Annotated in this window: 18 protein-coding genes; 6 read left to right on the plus strand and 12 right to left on the minus strand. The window is 64.8% G+C overall.

The features are described 5' to 3' along the window. Window positions 1-33: 33 nt before the first annotated feature. A complete protein-coding gene (locus CAG46_RS07470) occupies window positions 34-909 on the plus strand; it encodes a helix-turn-helix domain-containing protein (RefSeq protein ID WP_085614320.1) in 876 nt (291 codons plus the stop codon). Between the two features lie 117 nt (window positions 910-1,026). On the opposite strand, the gene CAG46_RS07475 is transcribed toward CAG46_RS07470, so the two are convergent. From CAG46_RS07475 to CAG46_RS07505, 6 genes are all read right to left on the minus strand, one after another. Then, a complete protein-coding gene (locus CAG46_RS07475) occupies window positions 1,027-3,417 on the minus strand; it encodes a TonB-dependent receptor (RefSeq protein WP_085614321.1) in 2,391 nt (796 codons plus the stop codon). Window positions 3,418-3,635: 218 nt separating this feature from the next. After that, window positions 3,636-4,619, minus strand: coding sequence for a FecR domain-containing protein (locus tag CAG46_RS07485; protein WP_085614322.1), 984 nt, complete (start codon window positions 4,617-4,619; stop codon window positions 3,636-3,638). After that, the gene (locus CAG46_RS07490) at window positions 4,616-5,173 is read right to left on the minus strand and encodes an RNA polymerase sigma factor (RefSeq protein WP_178080686.1); all 558 of its coding nucleotides are present in this window, start codon (window positions 5,171-5,173) and stop codon (window positions 4,616-4,618) included. The genes CAG46_RS07485 and CAG46_RS07490 overlap by 4 nt, the downstream gene beginning before the upstream one ends. A gap of 22 nt (window positions 5,174-5,195) precedes the next feature. Then, a complete protein-coding gene (locus CAG46_RS07495; RefSeq protein WP_085614324.1) occupies window positions 5,196-5,522 on the minus strand; it encodes a DUF3325 domain-containing protein in 327 nt (108 codons plus the stop codon). Beyond that, window positions 5,522-7,099, minus strand: coding sequence for a PepSY domain-containing protein (locus CAG46_RS07500; protein ID WP_085614325.1), 1,578 nt, complete (start codon window positions 7,097-7,099; stop codon window positions 5,522-5,524). The genes CAG46_RS07495 and CAG46_RS07500 overlap by 1 nt, the downstream gene beginning before the upstream one ends. After that, window positions 7,096-7,401, minus strand: coding sequence for a DUF3649 domain-containing protein (locus tag CAG46_RS07505; RefSeq protein WP_085614326.1), 306 nt, complete (start codon window positions 7,399-7,401; stop codon window positions 7,096-7,098). The genes CAG46_RS07500 and CAG46_RS07505 overlap by 4 nt, the downstream gene beginning before the upstream one ends. Before the next feature lie 232 nt (window positions 7,402-7,633). Here CAG46_RS07505 and CAG46_RS07510 point away from each other — a divergent pair, with 232 nt between their 5' ends. Further along, window positions 7,634-7,981 (plus strand): HPF/RaiA family ribosome-associated protein, encoded by a 348-nt coding sequence (locus tag CAG46_RS07510; protein WP_003260689.1) that lies wholly within the window; start codon window positions 7,634-7,636, stop codon window positions 7,979-7,981. A gap of 120 nt (window positions 7,982-8,101) precedes the next feature. Continuing rightward, window positions 8,102-8,392 carry a DUF3509 domain-containing protein gene (locus tag CAG46_RS07515; RefSeq protein WP_025340607.1) on the plus strand — a complete coding sequence of 97 codons (291 nt, stop codon included), beginning with the start codon at window positions 8,102-8,104 and terminating at the stop codon, window positions 8,390-8,392. Between the two features lie 3 nt (window positions 8,393-8,395). Here CAG46_RS07515 and CAG46_RS07520 read toward each other — a convergent pair whose 3' ends face one another. After that, window positions 8,396-8,866, minus strand: coding sequence for a phosphate-starvation-inducible protein PsiE (locus CAG46_RS07520; protein WP_085614327.1), 471 nt, complete (start codon window positions 8,864-8,866; stop codon window positions 8,396-8,398). Window positions 8,867-9,451: 585 nt separating this feature from the next. Between CAG46_RS07520 and CAG46_RS07535 the strand changes: the two genes are divergently transcribed. After that, on the plus strand, window positions 9,452-9,715 hold the full coding sequence (locus CAG46_RS07535) for a YebG family protein (protein ID WP_085614330.1): 264 nt from the start codon (window positions 9,452-9,454) through the stop codon (window positions 9,713-9,715). A gap of 194 nt (window positions 9,716-9,909) precedes the next feature. Here CAG46_RS07535 and CAG46_RS07540 read toward each other — a convergent pair whose 3' ends face one another. Beyond that, entirely contained in the window at window positions 9,910-10,929 is a 1,020-nt protein-coding gene (locus tag CAG46_RS07540) for a Glu/Leu/Phe/Val dehydrogenase dimerization domain-containing protein (protein ID WP_085614331.1), read from the minus strand. Window positions 10,930-11,053: 124 nt separating this feature from the next. On the opposite strand from CAG46_RS07540, the gene CAG46_RS07545 reads away from it, so the two are divergent. Continuing rightward, the gene (locus CAG46_RS07545) at window positions 11,054-11,860 is read left to right on the plus strand and encodes a SirB1 family protein (RefSeq protein WP_085593040.1); all 807 of its coding nucleotides are present in this window, start codon (window positions 11,054-11,056) and stop codon (window positions 11,858-11,860) included. On the opposite strand, the gene maiA is transcribed toward CAG46_RS07545, so the two are convergent. Genes maiA through hmgA form a run of 3 tightly spaced genes read right to left on the minus strand, consistent with a single transcriptional unit; the run spans window position 11,854 to window position 15,096 of the window. Then, window positions 11,854-12,486, minus strand: coding sequence for a maleylacetoacetate isomerase (gene maiA / locus CAG46_RS07550; RefSeq protein WP_085614332.1), 633 nt, complete (start codon window positions 12,484-12,486; stop codon window positions 11,854-11,856). The two genes, CAG46_RS07545 and maiA, sit on opposite strands and share 7 nt — an antisense overlap. Window positions 12,487-12,498: 12 nt before the next feature. After that, window positions 12,499-13,791, minus strand: a complete 1,293-nt coding sequence (gene fahA / locus CAG46_RS07555; protein WP_085614333.1) for a fumarylacetoacetase — start codon at window positions 13,789-13,791, stop codon at window positions 12,499-12,501. Window positions 13,792-13,794: 3 nt separating this feature from the next. Further along, complete coding sequence (hmgA, locus tag CAG46_RS07560) at window positions 13,795-15,096, minus strand: homogentisate 1,2-dioxygenase (protein ID WP_075046350.1); 1,302 nt, start codon at window positions 15,094-15,096, stop codon at window positions 13,795-13,797. A 174-nt stretch (window positions 15,097-15,270) separates the two neighbouring features. Between hmgA and CAG46_RS07565 the strand changes: the two genes are divergently transcribed. Next, complete coding sequence (locus tag CAG46_RS07565; RefSeq protein WP_025340615.1) at window positions 15,271-16,053, plus strand: IclR family transcriptional regulator; 783 nt, start codon at window positions 15,271-15,273, stop codon at window positions 16,051-16,053. Between the two features lie 353 nt (window positions 16,054-16,406). Here CAG46_RS07565 and CAG46_RS07570 read toward each other — a convergent pair whose 3' ends face one another. Beyond that, complete coding sequence (locus tag CAG46_RS07570; RefSeq protein WP_085614334.1) at window positions 16,407-17,321, minus strand: SDR family oxidoreductase; 915 nt, start codon at window positions 17,319-17,321, stop codon at window positions 16,407-16,409. Between the last annotated feature and the right edge of the window lie 32 nt (window positions 17,322-17,353).

The following is a 17,353-nucleotide window of genomic DNA, read 5'->3' on the forward strand; positions in this document are numbered from 1 at the left end:
GCGCAGTAGGATGGCTGGCAAGAGGAACCGCCCATGACGCCACTCACCCAGCTGCAAGTGTTCAACGCCATGCACGCTTCGCCCCACGCCCGGCTGGAGCTGAGCGCGCACCTGGGCGACGGGCTGGCGGCGGCGTTGTGGAGCAACCGCGACGATGCCCGCGACTACCAGGCACCGAGCCATCACACCCTGTCGTGCTACATCGCCGACGGCACCGGCACCTTTCGCCGCCAGCGCCCCGGCGACAAAGGGGCGCCCGACAAGCTGTGCGTGATGCCGGCCGGGCAGGAATCGAACTGGGTGGTCAATGGCGCGATCCGCCTGGCGCACCTGTATGTCAGCGAGGCGCAATTCGCCCTGGGCTGCGTGCGCCTGCTCGACCGTGAACCGCGTGAGCTGCAACTGCAGGAAGCGACCTTTCTCGATGACCCGCAGCAGGCCAAGCGCTTTCGCCAACTGATAACCCTGGACTGGGATGAACCTGGCGAACGCTTGCTGGCCAGCAGCCTGGCGCACGAGATCGTCGACCATGCGCTGCTCAACCAGGTCGGGCTGCGCCAGGGCCTGCGCCTGAAAGGCGGGCTGGCACCGAGCCTGCGCCGGCAAATGGTCGACTACATCGAAGCGCATCTCGACCAGCCCATCACCCTGGGTGAACTGGCCTTGCGCTGCAACCTGTCCGAATACCACTTTGCGCGCATGTTCCGCGCCAGTTTCGGGCTGCCGCCGCACCAGTACCTGCTGGCCCGGCGGCTGCACCGGGCCTGCCAGCTGTTGCGGCTGGGGTTGATGCCTTTGGGGGAGATTGCCCTGTTGTGCGGGTTTGCCAGTGCCAGCCATTTCAGCAACCGGTTCCGCCAGGCGGTCGGTGCAACACCGGGCGAGTACCGTAGTGCTTTCTGTTCGTGATATTGGGGCCGCTTTGCGGCCCTTCGCGGGCACGCCCGCTCCCACAAGTATGGGCAGCGCCGCGGTCACTGTGGGAGCGGGCGTGCCCGCGAAGGGCTGCAAAGCAGCCCCAAATGCCTAGAACTCGAAGGTACTGGACAAGCTCACCTGCCGCGCATCGCCAATGGCCACAAAGTACTGGTTCACCGCCGAGCTGTAGTAAACCTTGTCGAACAGGTTCTTCACGTTCAGTTGCAACAGCACCTTGTGCTCGTCGAGCCTGGTCTCGTAGCTGGCAAAGGCATCGGCCACGGTATAGGACGGCAGGTCGAAGGTGTTGGTCGGGTTGCCAGCGCGCTCGCCCACGTACCGCGCCCCCGCGCCAATGCGCAGGCGATCGCCGCCGAACAGGCTGCCATACTCATACACCGCCGACAGCGAACCACTGTGGCGGGCCACGTTCTGCAGGCGGTTGCCCTTGAGGTCCGGGTCCTTGGTCACTTGCGCATCGGTGAAGGCGTAGCTGCCGATCAGGCTCCAGCGCTCACTCAACTGGCCGGTCAGGTCCAGCTCGACACCCCGTGAGCTGACCTCTCCAGCATTGCTGTACACCGTTTCGCGCGTACTGGTATCAAAGTTGGAAACCAGCACGTTGCGCTTGGTGATGTCGAACAACGCCAGGGTTCCGGTAAGGCGGCCTGGCATGTCGAGCTTGGCGCCCAGCTCCCACGATTTGCCCTCCTCCGGCGCCACCGACGAGTCAAGCACCACATTGCCGACCAGCGGCGCGATGGTGGAGTTGGGCTTGAACGACTCGCTATAGCTGCCATAAAACGACAGCTGCTCGTCCACCTTGTAGACGATACCTGCATGCGGCACCCACGTCTGGCCATTGATGTCGGTGTTGGCCTTGAACGGACGGCCGCGGCCGGCGTATTGGTCGAACTGCTGGAAGCGCGCACCGGCCACCAGGATCCAGTGATCATCCAGGTGCAGCGCGTCCTGCACGAACAACGCGTCGGTGCGTAGCTTGTCGGTCTGGTCGCTGTCACTGGCTTTGACGGTGGTGCCCTCCACTTCCTGCCCGTAGATCGGGTTCATGTAGCTGAAGGTAGATTGGGCGCTCTGCCGGATCAGGTCCCCACGAAAGACCTTGCGGTCTTCATGATCGACACCGAACAGCAGGTCGTTCTGCATCCCGGCCAGTTCCACATTGCCGGCCAGGCTCAGGGTGGCGAACTGGTCACGGCTCATGGCGTTGTGGGTGCCGTCGATGCTGCGCGACAGCGTGCTGCTTTTTTCATTCACGCCGGTCACCCGCACCTGGCTGGCATCATAGGTTTCGCGGTTGAAGCTGTAGCCGAAGTGCAGCTTCCAGTCATCGGCCAGTTGGTGGTCGACTTCCAGTCGGTACAGGTCGGAACGCCCCTCCATGTCGTTGAAGGGCTCGTCCAGACGCCGCGTGGCAGGGATGTCCAGCGGGTGGCCGTTGTTGCCGAACGCCGTGCCACGGTCGAAGGGGTAGAGAAATTCGCGGTGCTCGTAGGCCAGTACCACCTGGGTGTCTTCGCCCAGCCAGGCCAGCGACGGTGCTACCAGCGATTCGCGGTGCACGCCGTAGTTGCGCCAGTAGTCTTCATCTTCGTGGTCGACGATCAGGCGATAGGCGAAGTTGCTGTCGCCCAGCGCGCCGGTGCTGTCGAACCCGCCACCGCTGCCGTTCTTGCCGCTGCCGTAGGTCGACCCGCGCACGGTCAGGGCGTTGTACTGCTCGAGTTGCGGGCGCTTGCTGACCACGTTGATGACCCCGCCCGGGTCCTGGATGCCGTACAGCAGCGAGGCCGGGCCCTTGAGCACTTCGACCCGCTCGGTGCTGGCGTTGAGGCTGCGGCCCTGCACGATGGGCATGCCATCGCGCATGATCGAGCCGTCGCGGTTGTCGCCGAAGCCGCGCTTCATCACCGTGTCGGAGGTGCCACCGAAATTGTTGCCCTGGGTGATGCCGCTGACATTGGCCAGGGCGTCATCGAGGTTGCGTGGGGCCTGGTCACGGATGACCTGGGCCGGCACCACGTTGATGGCTTGGGGGATGTCCTGGCTAGGGCCCTGCCCGCGCATGATCGAAGCGGTAGCCGGGGGCTGGTAGCTGTAGTCGTCCAGTTGCGAGGTCACGGTGATGGCCTGCAGGTTGAGGGCGCCGGAGGTGTCCACTGCTTCGAGGGTGAGCGTGCGTGCATCGACGCGGCGCCAGGCCAGCCCGGTAGAGCCCAGCAGCTGTTGCAGGGCCTGTTCGGCGCTGAACCTGCCGTTCAGCGCCGGCGCCTGCACGCCAGGCAGTTCCAGGGTGTAGACCACGCTCTGGCCGGTGGTGCGGCTGAAGGCGCCAAGTGCCTGGGCAAGGGGTTGCGCTGGCTGGGCGAAGGCATACGCCTGCTGCTGCTCGGCGGCACAGGCCAGGGGGGCGACAGCGAATGCCGGGAGCGCGGAAAGGCCGAGCCAGAGAGGGACGCAACGCGAGGTGAACTTCATGGACGCTGACCTGTGAGAGGGATATGACTGCGAATGAATCGCACTTCCACTCATTACACGGATGCCACGTCCTGTTACCTCACCCGCTATCTGAAAATATTTTTGCCTGTGCCGGCCTCTTCGCGGGCACGCCCGCTCCCACAGGTACTGCACAGGATTTGAAACTTGCGCCCTTCCTGTGGGAGCGGGTTCACCCGCGAAGAGGCCCGCACAGGCGACTACCGGATCAGGGTCAACCGCCCCAGCACAGTCTGCCGCGAAAAGCCCATCACCTTGCCCAGCGAATCCAGCGCCAGCACCGGCTCGGCCACGGGGAAACTGCCACTGACCTTGCGTTGCCCCAACTCATCATCGAGCAGCAGGATGCGCCCCGGGTAATAACGCCCCAGGTCCTCGACCACCTGGGCCAGCGGCACCTGGTAGTAATTCAGCCAGCCCTGGCGCCAGGCCAGGCGGTTGTCGCTGTCCACCGCCAGGGTGTCGCCGACTCGGCCGGCAGCGTAGGCCGCCTGCTGGTTGGCCGTCAGTTCACGCGCTGCTGCGCCCGGTGCCGGGCTCACCGCCACGCGCCCACTGCGTACCGTGACCTGGGCGCCCTCGCCCTGCTCGCGCACTTCGAACTGAGTGCCAAGCACGCGCACCTCGCCGCCGGCAGCTTCCACCACGAACGGCGCGCCGGTATGCGTGACCTGGAAGAACGCCGCGCCATGCAACAACCGCACGCGGCGCTCGCCCTGCACAAAATCGACTGCAATCGCGCTCCCCGCATCCAGTGTCACCTGCGACTGGTCGGCCAAGGTCACCTGGCGAACTTGACCAGCACTGCTGTAGTCGGCCTGCAGGTCCTGCAGCCACAGGCCCGGGTGCCAACCACCGGCAACGCCCACGGCCAGTACCAGGCAGGCAGCCACTGCCAGCGCCGCGACCCGCTGCCGCCAGGGGTGCCTGGCCGGTGGCCTGGCCATAGCATCCAGGTAACGTTGCAGGCTTGCCTGTTCTTCAGCGGCCAGGCGCGCCGCCGGGGCGGCGCTGTTCTGCCACAGCGCCTGGGCCTGGGCGTAGGCCTCACGGTGCCCAGGGTCGGCCAGCAGCCAGCGCTTGAACGCCGCGCCCTCGGCTTGCGCAGGCTGCTCGTTGATGCGGCTGAGCCATTGCAGTGCAGCCCGGGACTGCGCCTCGGTGATCGGCGGTAAACGGCTCATCGACGGGCACTCCCTGGCCGGCGTGGGGTGGACGCGGGCTCGGCAACACTCGCCTTGCACGCTTCGAGGGCGCGCATCATATGCTTTTCCACAGCACTCTGGGACAGTTGCATGGCCTTGGCGATCTCGCCGTACTTGCAGCCGTGGATACGGTTGAGCAGGAAGATCTGCCGGGTGCGCTCGGGCAAGGCGCGCAAGGCAGCGTCGATGCGCTGCAAGTCGTGATCGACCTCCACGGCCTGTTCCGGGGCCTGGGCCATGGCCGCTTCATCCAGCGGCAGCACAGCTTCGGCCACGCGCTCGCGGCAGCCTTCGCTGCGCAGGTGGTCGATGGCCAGGTTGCCGGCACAACGCAACAGATAGGTGTCCAGCGCCTCGACCTTGACCTCGGGGCGACGCCAGAAGCGCAGGAACAGCTCCTGGACCAGGTCCGATGCCGTGGCCCGGCAGCCGACCCGGCGGCTCACCAGGGCCTCCATGCGCGCCCGCTGGGCCTGGAACACCTGGACGAAGCGCGCACGCCCGCCGCCGCTTTCGGCATCCGCCTCGATCATGTCGCCCGGCTCGCTCACCTGATCACTCGGCGAACACGGCCAGCAACGGCCCCAGCACCACACTGGCGGCGGCCAGACCCAGCAACAGGCGGGGCTGGTATGGCAGGCCGAACACCCACAGGGTCACCCCGGCCATCATCACTGCGGTCCACTCCACCAGGCCATGGGCCCAGCCACGCAGGTGCACGCTGAGCACCAGCGACAGCACCAGCAACAGCCAGCCGGTGCTGCGCAACAGCCGCAACTGGCCGGGGCGCGGCTTACACCCGAGCAGGTCGACGAAGTGCTTCTCCATGGCCAGGCACAGGGCAACGAAGCCGGCGTAAGCGATCAGTGCATTACCCAGCATCAGCTCGCCTCCGCCGTTTCAGTGCTCGGCTTCTTTGCTGCACGCGGGGCACGCTTGGCCACAGGTTTCGGGCTGTGCAACATCTTGCCGGCCAACCAGGCCAGGAACAGGCCGGTGCCCAGCGCTGTCAGGTCGAAGCCGGCCATGGCCCAGTCACCCGCCGGCAGCGAATGGTTCAGGCCCTGGCCGGTGGTCAGGCCGTTGAGCAGCGGCAGCAAGGCGAAGGCCAGCGCGCCCAGCGCCAGTTGCTCGCCCCATGCCCGGCGCCCGCTGCGCAGCACAGCGTGCACCAGCGACAGGCCCCAGGCGCTGAAGAAGGCGTTGACCTCCCAGTCGGCCCGGCCTTCGACACCCATCGGGATCAGGCGGTTGGCCCAGAAGAAGCCCGCCACGGCCAGCAACAGGCCGCTCATGCTGGCGATATTGAGCACCTCGACCAGGCGCAGTTCGCCCGGCAGGCGTTCGCTCCTGGCATGCTTGAGCTGACGCTTGCCCAGCCACATCACCAGCCCGGTGCCGATCACCGCGGTACCGGCCACGCCAAAGAAGAAGTACAGCCAGCGCAGCCAGGGCCCGGCGAAATTGCCCATGTGCAGGCCGGCAAAGCTGAAGGCGGTCATCATCGCCCCGCTCTCCGGCTTGCCCTGGCTCAACAGCACACCGCTGGCGCCATCGAAGGTCCAGTTGGCGCTACGCCGGTAAGCCACGTGGTCCGCAGCCGATTGCGTGAAGGTAACGCGGGCATTGCTGTCGCCGGCATTTTCCACCTGGATACGGCCGATACGCGCGCCCGGTTGCAGGTCCTGCACCTTGGCGTACAGGCTCGGCAACGGTACCAGCGGCGCGGCCACATGGGCCGCCTTGGGCGCATCGTTACGGCCGAACAGGTCGTTGAAGTACTTGCCGGTGTCATTGCCGTAGCTGGCCATGATGCCCGCCGGCATCACCATGTACATGAACAGCACCAGGCTGCTGTAGCTGATCATCAGGTGGAACGGCAGCACCAGCACGCCAATGGCGTTGTGCCCGTCCAGCCAGGAACGCTGGCCCTTGCCAGGGCGGAAGGTGAAGAACTCCTTGAAGATCTTCTTGTGGGTGATGATGCCGGTGACCAGCCCCAACAGCATGATGAAGGCGCAGAACGTCGACAGCCAGCGGCCGAAGGGGTATGGCATCTGCAGCTGGAAGTGAAAGCGGTAGAAGAACTCGCCACCGCGACTGTCGCGTGCCTCCACCGGCTGGCCGGTCTGGGTATCGAGGGTCTTGGTGACGAAGCCGCGTGGCCCGCCATTGGGGTCGCGATAACCCACGCTCAAGGCGGCCTCGCGTGCGTTGGGCATGCGGATCAGCCAGGTGCCCGAATGCCCGGCGTTGTCCTGCAGGTACCGCTGGGCCACCTCCAGGCTATGGGTCGGGTCCAGTGCATGGCTGCGCACTTCCGGCTGCGACCAGTGGGTGATTTCTTCCTTGAAATACGACAGCGTGCCGGTAAGGAAGATGGCGAACAACAGCCAGCCGAAGATCAGGCCGGTCCAGGTGTGCAGCCAGGCCATGGCTTGGCGGAAGCCTTCTTTCATGGGGTTTTCATCCAGTAGGCCAACCCGCTGATCACCCCCAGCAGCACGCTTGGCGCCAGCACGCCCAGCCAGGCGCGCAAAGCGCTGCGGCAGGCGAAGCACCAGATGAACGCCAGCAGGTAGAAGACGAATGACAGCAGCAGGCCGGTGAGCGTGGCATCGACTTGTGGCAGCGGCGCTAGCAGAGTAATGCAGACGCTGGTCACGGACGCCAGCAGGTAGCCGCCCAGCAGCGCGGCCAGGCTGCGTGAAGTCACGGCCAGGCGATAGCTGAGCGAGAGACCGGCGGTTTTGCGCGTCATGGCGAAGGTCCGGGCGTTTTCGGGCCTGCAATAATAATGATTTCAATTCTCATAAGCAAAGGCCGAGCGATGAGCCGCCTGCCGCCTTGAATGCAACAAGAAATTTATTTTCGAAAAGGGCTTGAATTCGTTTCGCCGTTGCCTGACCTTAGAGTCAAGAGGCGCAGAAATTCCAAGGGTCTCAAAGGCCTAGGCGCGTCTCCATGCGAGCAAGCTGAATAAGGATTGAATCATGCAAATCCAGGTCAACAGCAGCAACCATTTCGAAGGCAACGCCCGGCTCGACCAGTGGGTCCGCAGCACACTGCAGAACTCGCTGGAACGTTACGAAGACGACCTCACCCGCATCGAGGTTCACCTGCGCGACGAGAACGGCGCCAAGCCCGGACCGCATGACAAACGCTGCCAGATGGAGGCTCGCCCCAAAGGCCACCAACCGATTTCCGTGACCCACACCGCCACTTCGCTGGACCAGGCGGTCGATGGTGCCGCCACCAAGCTCAACCACGCGCTGGAACACTTCTACGGCAAGCTGCGCAGCAAGCGCGGAGCCCTGGAACTGAGTGACCCGGACGCCTGATCGGCAATGCAAACGCCCGGCCTGATGCCGGGCGTTTTCGTTTGTATCGATCGATGGCGCTGAACCAACAGGTAATTTCCCCGGTCAACTTCTGCACTCATTCACCGCAGAAGCATGACCATGAACAACCCATTCGAACGAATCAGTGCTGCATTCGCCCCCGAATACCGGGTCAACCTGAGCATTGCAAACCTCGACGGCAGCATCATGCTGACCCTGTCCGACGACGCTGGCGTGGTCGCCAAGCGCCTCATCACCCAGGCCCAGCGCAATGACCCAGTACGCCTGCAGCGGGTGATCGACAGCATCCGCCTGGGCCTGGCCATCGAACACAGCCAGAACCCTCTGCAGGTGCTGGCCGCGCTGACCCGTGACGCCCGCCACGAGCCGCGCCATTTCATCGCCAACTGAGGGCTACTTGCCCTCCTCCACTTCCTTGCCGTTGGCATCCAGCGCCTTGGTCGAGGGGTAGCGGTACGAAGCGTAACGCACCACCAGGATCGCGAACGCCAGCAACAGGATGCCACCGCACACGTACAACAGCCCGACGTCCGGCGCCTTGTGGTGCGAGACGTCGCCGATCAGCAGGCGGGTCAGCGCGGTGATGGCCACGTACAGCAGGAAGCGGATCGGCATGTGGTTGGTCTTGAAGTAGATACCGACCATCGCCCCCAGCTCCAGGTAGATGAACAGCAGCAGGATGTCATCGACACTGACCCCGCCCTTGCCGAGCATGTCCAGGAACGTCATCACCGCCGCATAGGCGGTGATCGCGCCAATGCCGAACAGCGCCAGGTAATGGAATGCCTCGACGCACAGGTTGCCCAGCGAGTCGGCCGAGCCGTGCAGGCCCTTGCGCAGCTTTTCTGCCCATTTGATGTTCACGATGTTCCATTCCCCGATACGTCTTGAAGGATGATGCGTCACCGGCGTGACGCTTGTGCCATGCAGTTAAAAGGCCAGGCCCCTGCCTTGGAAGGCGACCGATTGCCGCAAGGCACCTTCAGGCGTGGCAAGTTGCCAGAAGCGAGCAGCCACCGTGGTGCATCAGGCCTTGCTACTGCAGCCCAAATCGCCGGCTTCGATCCTGATGATGACCTCAATGCATGAGCTGGAGACGTTGCGGGCTTTGCTTGAGTCGGCACTGGTTCAGGTGCAGATGCCCGCTGAGCCTCGGACTTTGCACTGAGGTTTGAGTGTTGCGTTGTCTGGGCTGGCCTCTTCGCGGGTAAACCCGCTCCCACAGGATCTCCACAGGCCTTGAGGTAGATGCCGTACCTGTGGGAGCGGGTTCACCCGCGAAAGGGCCCGGATGGCCAAGGCGCTGATGGATGATGCTGAGTTGGGCATGAAGCAGTAAGCCCTCTGCACCACGCTACAATTTCTGCTTGCGAAGCAATCAACATTGCCATTACTGTATATAGATACAGTAAATCGAAACGCAACCAGCAAAAGGCATAGAGGTGATGAATGGCCGTCGAAGTGGTGTACCGCAGCAGCCGCGACCCGGAGCGCTTGTTCATGGATAAGGCCGAAGCAGACCGTCACGACAAGATGCTCGAACTGGCCGAGCGCCTGGCCGAAGTACTGCACAAGGCAGTGCCCTCGCTGAGCGAGAAACAGGTCGAGGAAGCCGGTATCTACATGGCCAAGAACCGCGATGTGTTCGCCCGGGCGTTCAAGAACCAGCCGGATGCGCTGGCCGAGTTGCTCGAAGGGCCAGCGGCCGAGTAATTGCCTGCACTGGCCGCTTCGGCAAGGATTGCGCATGGCTTGAGGTTTCGTGCGGTCAAGGTGGATGGCACGGGCTGCGCCCGTGTTCGCGGGCACGCCCGCTCCCACAGGGACCGCGCAAGTTTTCAGGGTTTTGGGTATTCCTGTGGGAGCGGGCATGCCCGCGAAGAGGCCCGCAAAGCCGGTATCGCCCCTCAGCCGTAGAGCAACCGCTCCGCCAGCATCTGCGCCACCCGCGCCGGCGAGCGCTTCTCTGCCTGGGCATGGCCAAACACTTCGGTCAGCCGTGAAGGTATCCGCGCCAGGTGCGCAGTGATGGTGCCCAGGTCTTCGCCACGATGGGTAAGTGCCACGTAGATCAACCCACCGGCATTGATCACGTAATCGGGCGCATACAGTATCCCGCGCGACTCCAGCTGGTCGGCTACCTGCAAGGTGGTCAGCTGGTTGTTCGCCGCCCCCGCCACTGCCGCGCAACGCAACTGCATCACGCTCTGCCCGTTCAACACAGGGCCCACGCCGCAAGGGGCAAAGATGTCGCAAGGGGTGTTGATCAAGGCATCATTGGTCACCGGCTTGGCATCGAACTGATCCATCGCCAGCCGCACGCGTCCCGGGTCCAGGTCGCTGACCAACAGTTCTGCGCCCACCGCATGCAATTGCTCCGCTAGTGCATAACCGACATTGCCCAGCCCTTGCACCGCCACCCGTAAGCCTTTCAAATCGTCGCTACCCAGCCGAAACGAGGTAGTGGCCCGGATGCCAGCGAACACCCCCATAGCCGCATGCGGTGAGGGGTCACCCGAGGCCGTGGTGCTGGTCACATGGGGTGTGCTCTGGGCAATGCAGTCCATGTCCAGGGTCGAGGTGCCGCTGTCCACGGCGATGATGAAGCGCCCTTGCAAGGTGTCGATGAAGCGGCCAAAGGCCTCGAACAGCGCGGCACGGTTTTCCACATGCGGGTTGCGCATGATCACCGCCTTCCCGCCCCCCAGTGGCAGGCCAGCCAGCGCAGCCTTGTAGCTCATGCCCTGGGCCAGGCGGATGGCGTCGGTCATGGCGCTTTCATCATCGGCATAAGGCAGGTAGCGGCAACCGCCCATGGCCGGGCCCAACTGCTCGCTGTGGATAGCCACCACGGCCTTCAGGCCGGTGGGCGGGTGGGTGAACAAGTGCAGCGACTGGGTACGGGTGCTTTGCATCAGCGCGAACATCGACAGGCTCCCCTACGAGGTGCTCTCTCCAGTATAGGCATGGCCCTTGGGCTGGCACCGCCGCCGGACCACTGGACGAAACCGCGCGCCGCAGCTAATACTCAAGCGTGTGTGGAGAAGCCCCATGAAGCCACGTCAAGCCTGCCTGGCCTGCCTGGAACGCGAGCCCGTCGCCCTGCTGGAAGCCGCATTATGGATTGCCGCCGAGCACGACCGCAGCGTCGAGCCCGCGGCCAGCCTTGCCAAGCTGCATGACCTGCAGCGCGAGATCAGCGCCAACCTGCCGATGCTGCCGCTGTGCGAACTGGCCCAGCCACTGCTGCGCCAACTCAATGCCCTGGGCTTCCAGCAGGATGAATACCACCCGCTGCGCCCGCATGCCGCGATGATGGACAAGGTGCTGCAGCGCCGCCGTGGCCAACCGCTGGCCCTGGCCATCCTTGCCCTGGAACTGGCCCGGCGCCTGTCCATCCCTCTTGAGGGCGTAGGCTTCCCTGGCCATTTCCTGCTGCGCGTGCCAGGTGCGGATCACCTGCTCGACCCCTGTGGTGGCCGCCGCCTGTACCCCAACGATTGCCGTGAGCTGCTGGCTCGCCAGTTTGGCCCGCATGTAGCGCTGACCGCCGAGCACATGCGCAGTGCCAGCCCGCTGCAGATGCTGCAACGCCTGTCACGCAACCTGCGCCAGTTGCACATCAGCAACGACGACCACCTGGCGGCGCTGATCGATGCCGAGCGGGTCATGCAACTGGGCCCGGTGCAGGTCAGCGACTATGTGACCCGCGCCTCGCTCTACCAGCACCTGGATTGCCCGCAGGCCGAGCGCTTCGACCTGGAGCATGCGTTACTGCTGACGGAGGACCCGGTCCAGCGCCTGAAACTGTCCGAGCGTATCGGCAAGCTTCCGGCGGCGAACCGTTCCATTCACTGAGCCGGGCTGTCCGCCTGCTGTGCTGGGTGGGCCTGGGCGAACGCCTGGTGCTCCGCCGCCAGGGCGGCAACCCGCAGAATGCGCGGGAAGCTGTCGAGGTCGATGTTGAAGCGTTCGGCCGCGTACAACTGCGGGATCAGGTAGACATCCGCCAGGCCCGGCTCATCACCGAAGCAGAAGCCGTGATCGCCTATCAGCTGCTCCACTGCCGCCAGCCCCTGGCTGATCCAGTGGCCGATCCACTGGTTGACCTGGCTTTCGTCCTGGCCAGCCTGGCGCAGCCGGTTGAGCACGCTGACGTTGTGCAGCGGGTGGATGTCGCAGCCGATGATCGCCGCCACGCCCCGTACCTTGGCGCGCGCCTCGGCCGCAGCAGGCAGCAGCGCGGGCTGTGGATAAACCTCTTCCAGATACTCGATGATCGCCGGCGACTGCACCAGCAGCTCACCGCCATCGGTGCGCAAGGCCGGCACGCGGCCCTGCGGGTTGACCGCGACATAGCCCGCACCGCGCTGCTCACCCTGCAACAGGTTGACCGGCAGGGACTGGTAGGCCAGCCCCTTCAGTGCCAGGGCAATGCGCACCCGGTAGGACGAGGTGGAACGGTAATAGGTGTACAGCTCCATGCCCGTGCCTCCTCAGTTGGCCGCGATGACCGTGCCGCGGCATTCGCCGAAACCGATGCTGGCCACGCCATCACGCACGCAGCGGGCACGCAGGATGATCTCGTCGCCGTCTTCGAGGAACTTGCGCACCTCGCCACTGGCCAGTTCCACCGGGTGCTTGCCGCCTTCGGTGATCTCCAGCAGGCTGCCGAACGAGCCTGGCGTGGCGCCCGACAGCGTGCCCGAACCGAACAGGTCGCCCGGTTGCAACTGGCAGCCGTTGACGCTGTGGTGCGCGACCAGCTGTGCCACGGTCCAGTACATGCTGCGGGTGTTGCTCAGGGTCAGGCGGTGCGGGGCAAGACCCTGCTCGCGCATGCCCTCGGTCAGCAGCAGCACCTCGAGCTCGATATCGAATGCACCGGCGGCCTGGTCGCGCTTGTCCAGAAGGTACGACAGTGGCTGTGGGTCACCTTCCGGGCGTGCCGGCTGGGCACAGCGGAACGGTTCCAGCGCTTCGGCGGTAACCACCCATGGCGAGATGGTGGTGATGAAGCTCTTGGACAGGAACGGCCCCAGCGGCTGGTATTCCCAGGCCTGGATATCGCGCGCCGACCAGTCGTTGAGCAGGCACAGACCGGCCACGTGCTCGGCGGCATCGCCTACCGGGATCGCCTGGCCCATGTCGTTGCCCTGGCCGATCCAGATACCCAGCTCCAGCTCGTAGTCCAGGCGCGCGCAGGGGCCGAAGCTTGGCTCGGTGTGCCCGGCCGGCAGGGTCTGGCCCTTGGGCCGGCGCACATCGGTGCCGGACGGGCGGATGGTCGAGGCGCGGCCGTGATAACCGATCGGCACGTACTTGTAGTTGGGCAGCAGCGGGTTGTCGGGGCGGAACAGCTTGCCGACGTTCTTGGCGTGCTCGATGCCCACGTAGAAGTCGGTGTAGTCACCGATCTGCGCCGGTACATGCAGCTGGCAGGCGTTGGCCGGGTACAGGGCGGCCTGCAGTGCCGCCTGGTGTTCGCTATGTTCGCCCAGCAGCACCAGCAGGCGCTCGCGCAGGGCGACGCGGGCATTGCGGCCGAGGGCGAAGAATGCGTTCAAGGCCCCACCACGGGTGGCCTCGACAGCGGCCTTGGCGGCACCGTCGAACAGGCCGGCGGCCAGCACCGCCTCCAGGTCAAGGATGGCGTCGCCGATGGCCACGCCACAGCGCTTGGCTTCACCCGGCCGGCTGAAGATGCCCAATGGCAGGTTCTGCAGCGGGAAGTCGCTGTGCCCGTTGGCGTGCTCGACCCAGCTACGGGCAATGGCGGTCTGGTTCATGGGTTATCTCCGGTTCGGGTTGAAGGTGCTCGGCAAGGTGGCCCAGCAACTATCGTAGTCGGCCTGCAACTGCGGGCATTCAAGGGCTTGCAGGCTCGGGCGCAGCACCTGGCTGGTCTCGAACATGAAGGCCATGGTGTTGTCGATCTTGTGCGGCGCCAGGTCGGCGGCAATAGCCTTTTCGCAGGTTTCGGCGTCGGGGCCGTGAGCGCTCATCACTCCGTGCAGCGAGGCACCGCCCGGCAGGAAGCCCTCGGCCTTGGCGTCGTAGGCACCGTTGATCAGGCCCATGAACTCATTCATCAGGTTGCGGTGGAACCATGGTGGACGGAAGGTGTTCTCGGCCACCATCCAGCGTGGCGGGAAGATCACGAAGTCCATGTTGGCCAGGCCATGCACGCTGGTCGGCGAGGTAAGCACGGTGAAAATCGACGGGTCCGGGTGGTCGAAGCTGACCGTACCGATGGTGTTGAAGCGGCGCAGGTCGTACTTGTACGGCACGTTGCTGCCGTGCCAGGCGACCACGTCCAGTGGCGAGTGCTGCAGTTCGCAGGCCCAATGTTCGCCCAGGAACTTCTGCACCAGCTGCACCGGGCCATCGGCCTCTTCGTAGTGCGCCACCGGGGTGAGGAAGTCGCGCGGGTTGGCCAGGCCGTTGCTGCCGATCGGGCCCAGGTCCGGGATGCGCAGCGGCGCGCCGTGGTTTTCGGCGATGTAGCCGCGGGCCTCGCCGTCGAGCAGTTCGACGCGGAACTTCATGCCACGCGGGATTACCGCGATTTCCAGCGGCTCGACTTCCATCACCCCCAGTTCGGTGGCAATGCGCAGGCGGCCCTGTTGCGGCACCAGCAGCAGTTCACCGTCGGCGTTGAAGAACACCCGCTCCATGGACCGGTTGGCGCGGTAGATGTAGATGCTCACGCCGGCCGGTTTTTCCGCAGCGGCGTTGGCCACCATGGGCAGCCAGCCTTCGATGAAGTCGGTCGGTTCGACGGGGATCGGCTGGGGGTTCCAGCGCAGGCGGTTGGGGGTAATGGCCCCCAGCGGGCCGGTCAGCGGCTGACGCGCCAGGCGTTCGAAACGCGGGTGCAAGGCAGACGGACGAATACGATACAGCCAGGTGCGGCGCAGCTCGCTGCGGGTCATGGTGAACGCCGTGCCCGAGAGCAGCTCGGCATACAGCCCATAGGGCGCCTTCTGCGGCGAGTTCTGCCCGACCGGCAAGGCCCCTGGCAGCGCTTCGCTGGCAAACTCGTTGCCGAAGCCGCTGAGGTAGTGAAGGTCGGGTGACGTATCGCGATTCATCGATGCCTCCGGGCTCTGGCCGAGCCGTTGCTGGCAGCTGGCTGCTGGCCCGGGGCGGGGTGGCAGCGCGTCTGCATTGTTTTTATCGTAATCAGATTACGAATAACGTAATTTGCTACGGGCAATGCGTCAAGCTATAAAGGCGCGACTCGACGAATCCGGAAGAAGATGTCCATGGCCAAAGCCAGCTCCCCCGCCGACAACGGCAAGCAGAAAGTCCGCTCGGCGGAGGTCGGCACCGACATCCTCAAGGCCCTTGCCGAGCTCTCCCCGTCCACCTCCCTGTCGCGCCTCGCGGAACATGTGCAGATGCCGGCGAGCAAGGTGCACCGTTACCTGCAGGCATTGATCGCCAGCGGTTTTGCCGAGCAGGATGCGGCCACCAACCATTACGGCCTGGGGCGCGAGGCACTGCGGGTGGGGCTGGCGGCGCTGGGCAGCATCGATGTACTGAAGATTGCCGCACTGCCGTTGTCGCAGCTGCGCGATGAACTGAACGAAAGCTGCTTCGTTGCCGTATGGGGCAACCAGGGCGCGACAGTGGTCAGCATCGAGCCGGCGGTACGCGCGGTCACCGTGGTAACGCAGATCGGCTCGGTACTGCCGCTGCTCACGTCGTCCACCGGGCTGGTGTTCGCCGCCTACCTGCCCGAGCGCGAGACCGTGGAGTTGCGTGACCGGGAACTGGCCGCCCTGCAGCACAGCGCCGCCGACTACCAGGCGGTACTGGCGGGCATTCGTGAACGTGGCCTGCACCATGTGCATGGGCTGTTGATGCCGGGCGTGGATGCGCTGTCGGCCCCGGTGTTCAATGCCATGGGGCAGGTCGCCGCGGTGATGACCGTGGTCGGGCCGACGTCGATCTTCCATGCCGACGAGCATGGCCCGGCGGCGCAACGGCTGCTGGCGGCAGCGCGGGAAACCAGCTGGCGCATGGGCTATTCGCCCGCCGGCTGAGCGCTTGCGGCACTATTGCCCGATACGTAAAGGTGAATGTCATAAGCGGCTATTTTTCCTACAGGATCAGGCGCTTATTCTTAACTCACTGGCCGGCATGAAGGGCTCTCCCCCCCGCCTTTCAGGCCTGCGAGGTTCACCGACGTAGATTTTGAAGCTCCTTGATCTGACGTCTCGATTGGCCGCTGCGGCTTGCAGCGGCCTTTTTTATTTGCCCTGAAAATTTCCGTCGCCTGTGCTGGCCTCTTCGCGGGCTTGCCCGCTCCTACAGGGATATCACCAAGCCTGAGGGCAGTGCTATCCCTGTAGGAGCGGGCAAGCCCGCGAAGAGGCCAGCACAGGTAGTACAAAGCTCAGCCCAGCGGATACTTCTGCAAGTTCGCCATCATCTGCTGCAACGCCTGCAAGCTGTCCTGTGGGTGCACTGCCCCGTCGAAGTCGCCAATCCGTGCCCAGTTCTCCGCCACCTGCTCCGGGGTAAAGCCTTCGCGCGGATCGAAGCCTACCCCCAGGCTACGCTCCCACCGCACCTTGCCCACCCAGCCACCGCCCACTTCGAACAGCTCACCGCTGCCCTGGCACTGCTCGCTGCCCAGGTACACCACCAGCGGGCTGACCAGCTCTGGCTTGAGCCGCTCGAATACCTGGGGCGGGATCAACCCTTCGGTCATGCGGGTACCACCGGTGGGGGCGATGGCGTTGACCAGGATGCCGTGCTTGCGCCCTTCGATCGCCAGGGTACGAGTCAGCCCATACAGGCCCAGCTTGGCCATGCCGTAGTTGGCCTGGCCGAAGTTGCCGTAGATGCCGGACGTGGAAGCGGTGAAGATCACCCGCCCCCAGTTCTGCTCGCGCAGGTGCGGCCAGGCGGCGCGGGTGACCTTGTAAGCCCCCTCGACATGCACCTGATACACCTGCTCCCAATCGCTGTCTTCCATCTTGTGGAAGGTCTTGTCACGCAGGATGCCGGCATTGTTCACCAGCACATCGACCCGGCCGAAGCTGTCCAGGGCCTGCTCGACAATACGCGCGCCGTGGCTGACCGAGTCATGGTTGGCAATGGCACTACCACCAGCGGCGCGGATCTCCGCTACCACCCGATCGGCGGCGGAGGCGCTGGCACCTTCACCGTGGGTGGAGCCGCCGAGGTCGTTGACCACCACCTGCGCACCACGCGCAGCGAACAGCAGCGCATGGGCACGGCCCAGGCCGCCCCCGGCTCCGGTGACGATCACCACGCGATCTTGCAGACGGACAGGCTCGCTCATGCTCATGGCTCCAGGCAGGTTCAGGTCAGCCG

It is taken from the genome of Pseudomonas sp. B23(2017) (assembly GCF_002113725.1).
GTDB classification, from domain to species: domain Bacteria; phylum Pseudomonadota; class Gammaproteobacteria; order Pseudomonadales; family Pseudomonadaceae; genus Aquipseudomonas; species Aquipseudomonas putida_Z.

Bases quoted from the DNA above. Each gene is read 5' to 3' on its own strand.
- CAG46_RS07470 (WP_085614320.1), top strand. From the start codon at position 34: ATGACGCCACTCACCCAGCTGCAAGTGTTCAACGCCATGCACGCTTCG.
- CAG46_RS07475 (WP_085614321.1), bottom strand. From the start codon at position 3,417: ATGAAGTTCACCTCGCGTTGCGTCCCTCTCTGGCTCGGCCTTTCCGCG.
- CAG46_RS07485 (WP_085614322.1), bottom strand. From the start codon at position 4,619: ATGAGCCGTTTACCGCCGATCACCGAGGCGCAGTCCCGGGCTGCACTG.
- CAG46_RS07490 (WP_178080686.1), bottom strand. From the start codon at position 5,173: ATGATCGAGGCGGATGCCGAAAGCGGCGGCGGGCGTGCGCGCTTCGTC.
- CAG46_RS07495 (WP_085614324.1), bottom strand. From the start codon at position 5,522: ATGCTGGGTAATGCACTGATCGCTTACGCCGGCTTCGTTGCCCTGTGC.
- CAG46_RS07500 (WP_085614325.1), bottom strand. From the start codon at position 7,099: ATGAAAGAAGGCTTCCGCCAAGCCATGGCCTGGCTGCACACCTGGACC.
- CAG46_RS07505 (WP_085614326.1), bottom strand. From the start codon at position 7,401: ATGACGCGCAAAACCGCCGGTCTCTCGCTCAGCTATCGCCTGGCCGTG.
- CAG46_RS07510 (WP_003260689.1), top strand. From the start codon at position 7,634: ATGCAAATCCAGGTCAACAGCAGCAACCATTTCGAAGGCAACGCCCGG.
- CAG46_RS07515 (WP_025340607.1), top strand. From the start codon at position 8,102: ATGAACAACCCATTCGAACGAATCAGTGCTGCATTCGCCCCCGAATAC.
- CAG46_RS07535 (WP_085614330.1), top strand. From the start codon at position 9,452: ATGGCCGTCGAAGTGGTGTACCGCAGCAGCCGCGACCCGGAGCGCTTG.
- CAG46_RS07540 (WP_085614331.1), bottom strand. From the start codon at position 10,929: ATGTTCGCGCTGATGCAAAGCACCCGTACCCAGTCGCTGCACTTGTTC.
- CAG46_RS07545 (WP_085593040.1), top strand. From the start codon at position 11,054: ATGAAGCCACGTCAAGCCTGCCTGGCCTGCCTGGAACGCGAGCCCGTC.
- maiA (WP_085614332.1), bottom strand. From the start codon at position 12,486: ATGGAGCTGTACACCTATTACCGTTCCACCTCGTCCTACCGGGTGCGC.
- fahA (WP_085614333.1), bottom strand. From the start codon at position 13,791: ATGAACCAGACCGCCATTGCCCGTAGCTGGGTCGAGCACGCCAACGGG.
- hmgA (WP_075046350.1), bottom strand. From the start codon at position 15,096: ATGAATCGCGATACGTCACCCGACCTTCACTACCTCAGCGGCTTCGGC.
- CAG46_RS07565 (WP_025340615.1), top strand. From the start codon at position 15,271: ATGGCCAAAGCCAGCTCCCCCGCCGACAACGGCAAGCAGAAAGTCCGC.
- CAG46_RS07570 (WP_085614334.1), bottom strand. From the start codon at position 17,321: ATGAGCGAGCCTGTCCGTCTGCAAGATCGCGTGGTGATCGTCACCGGA.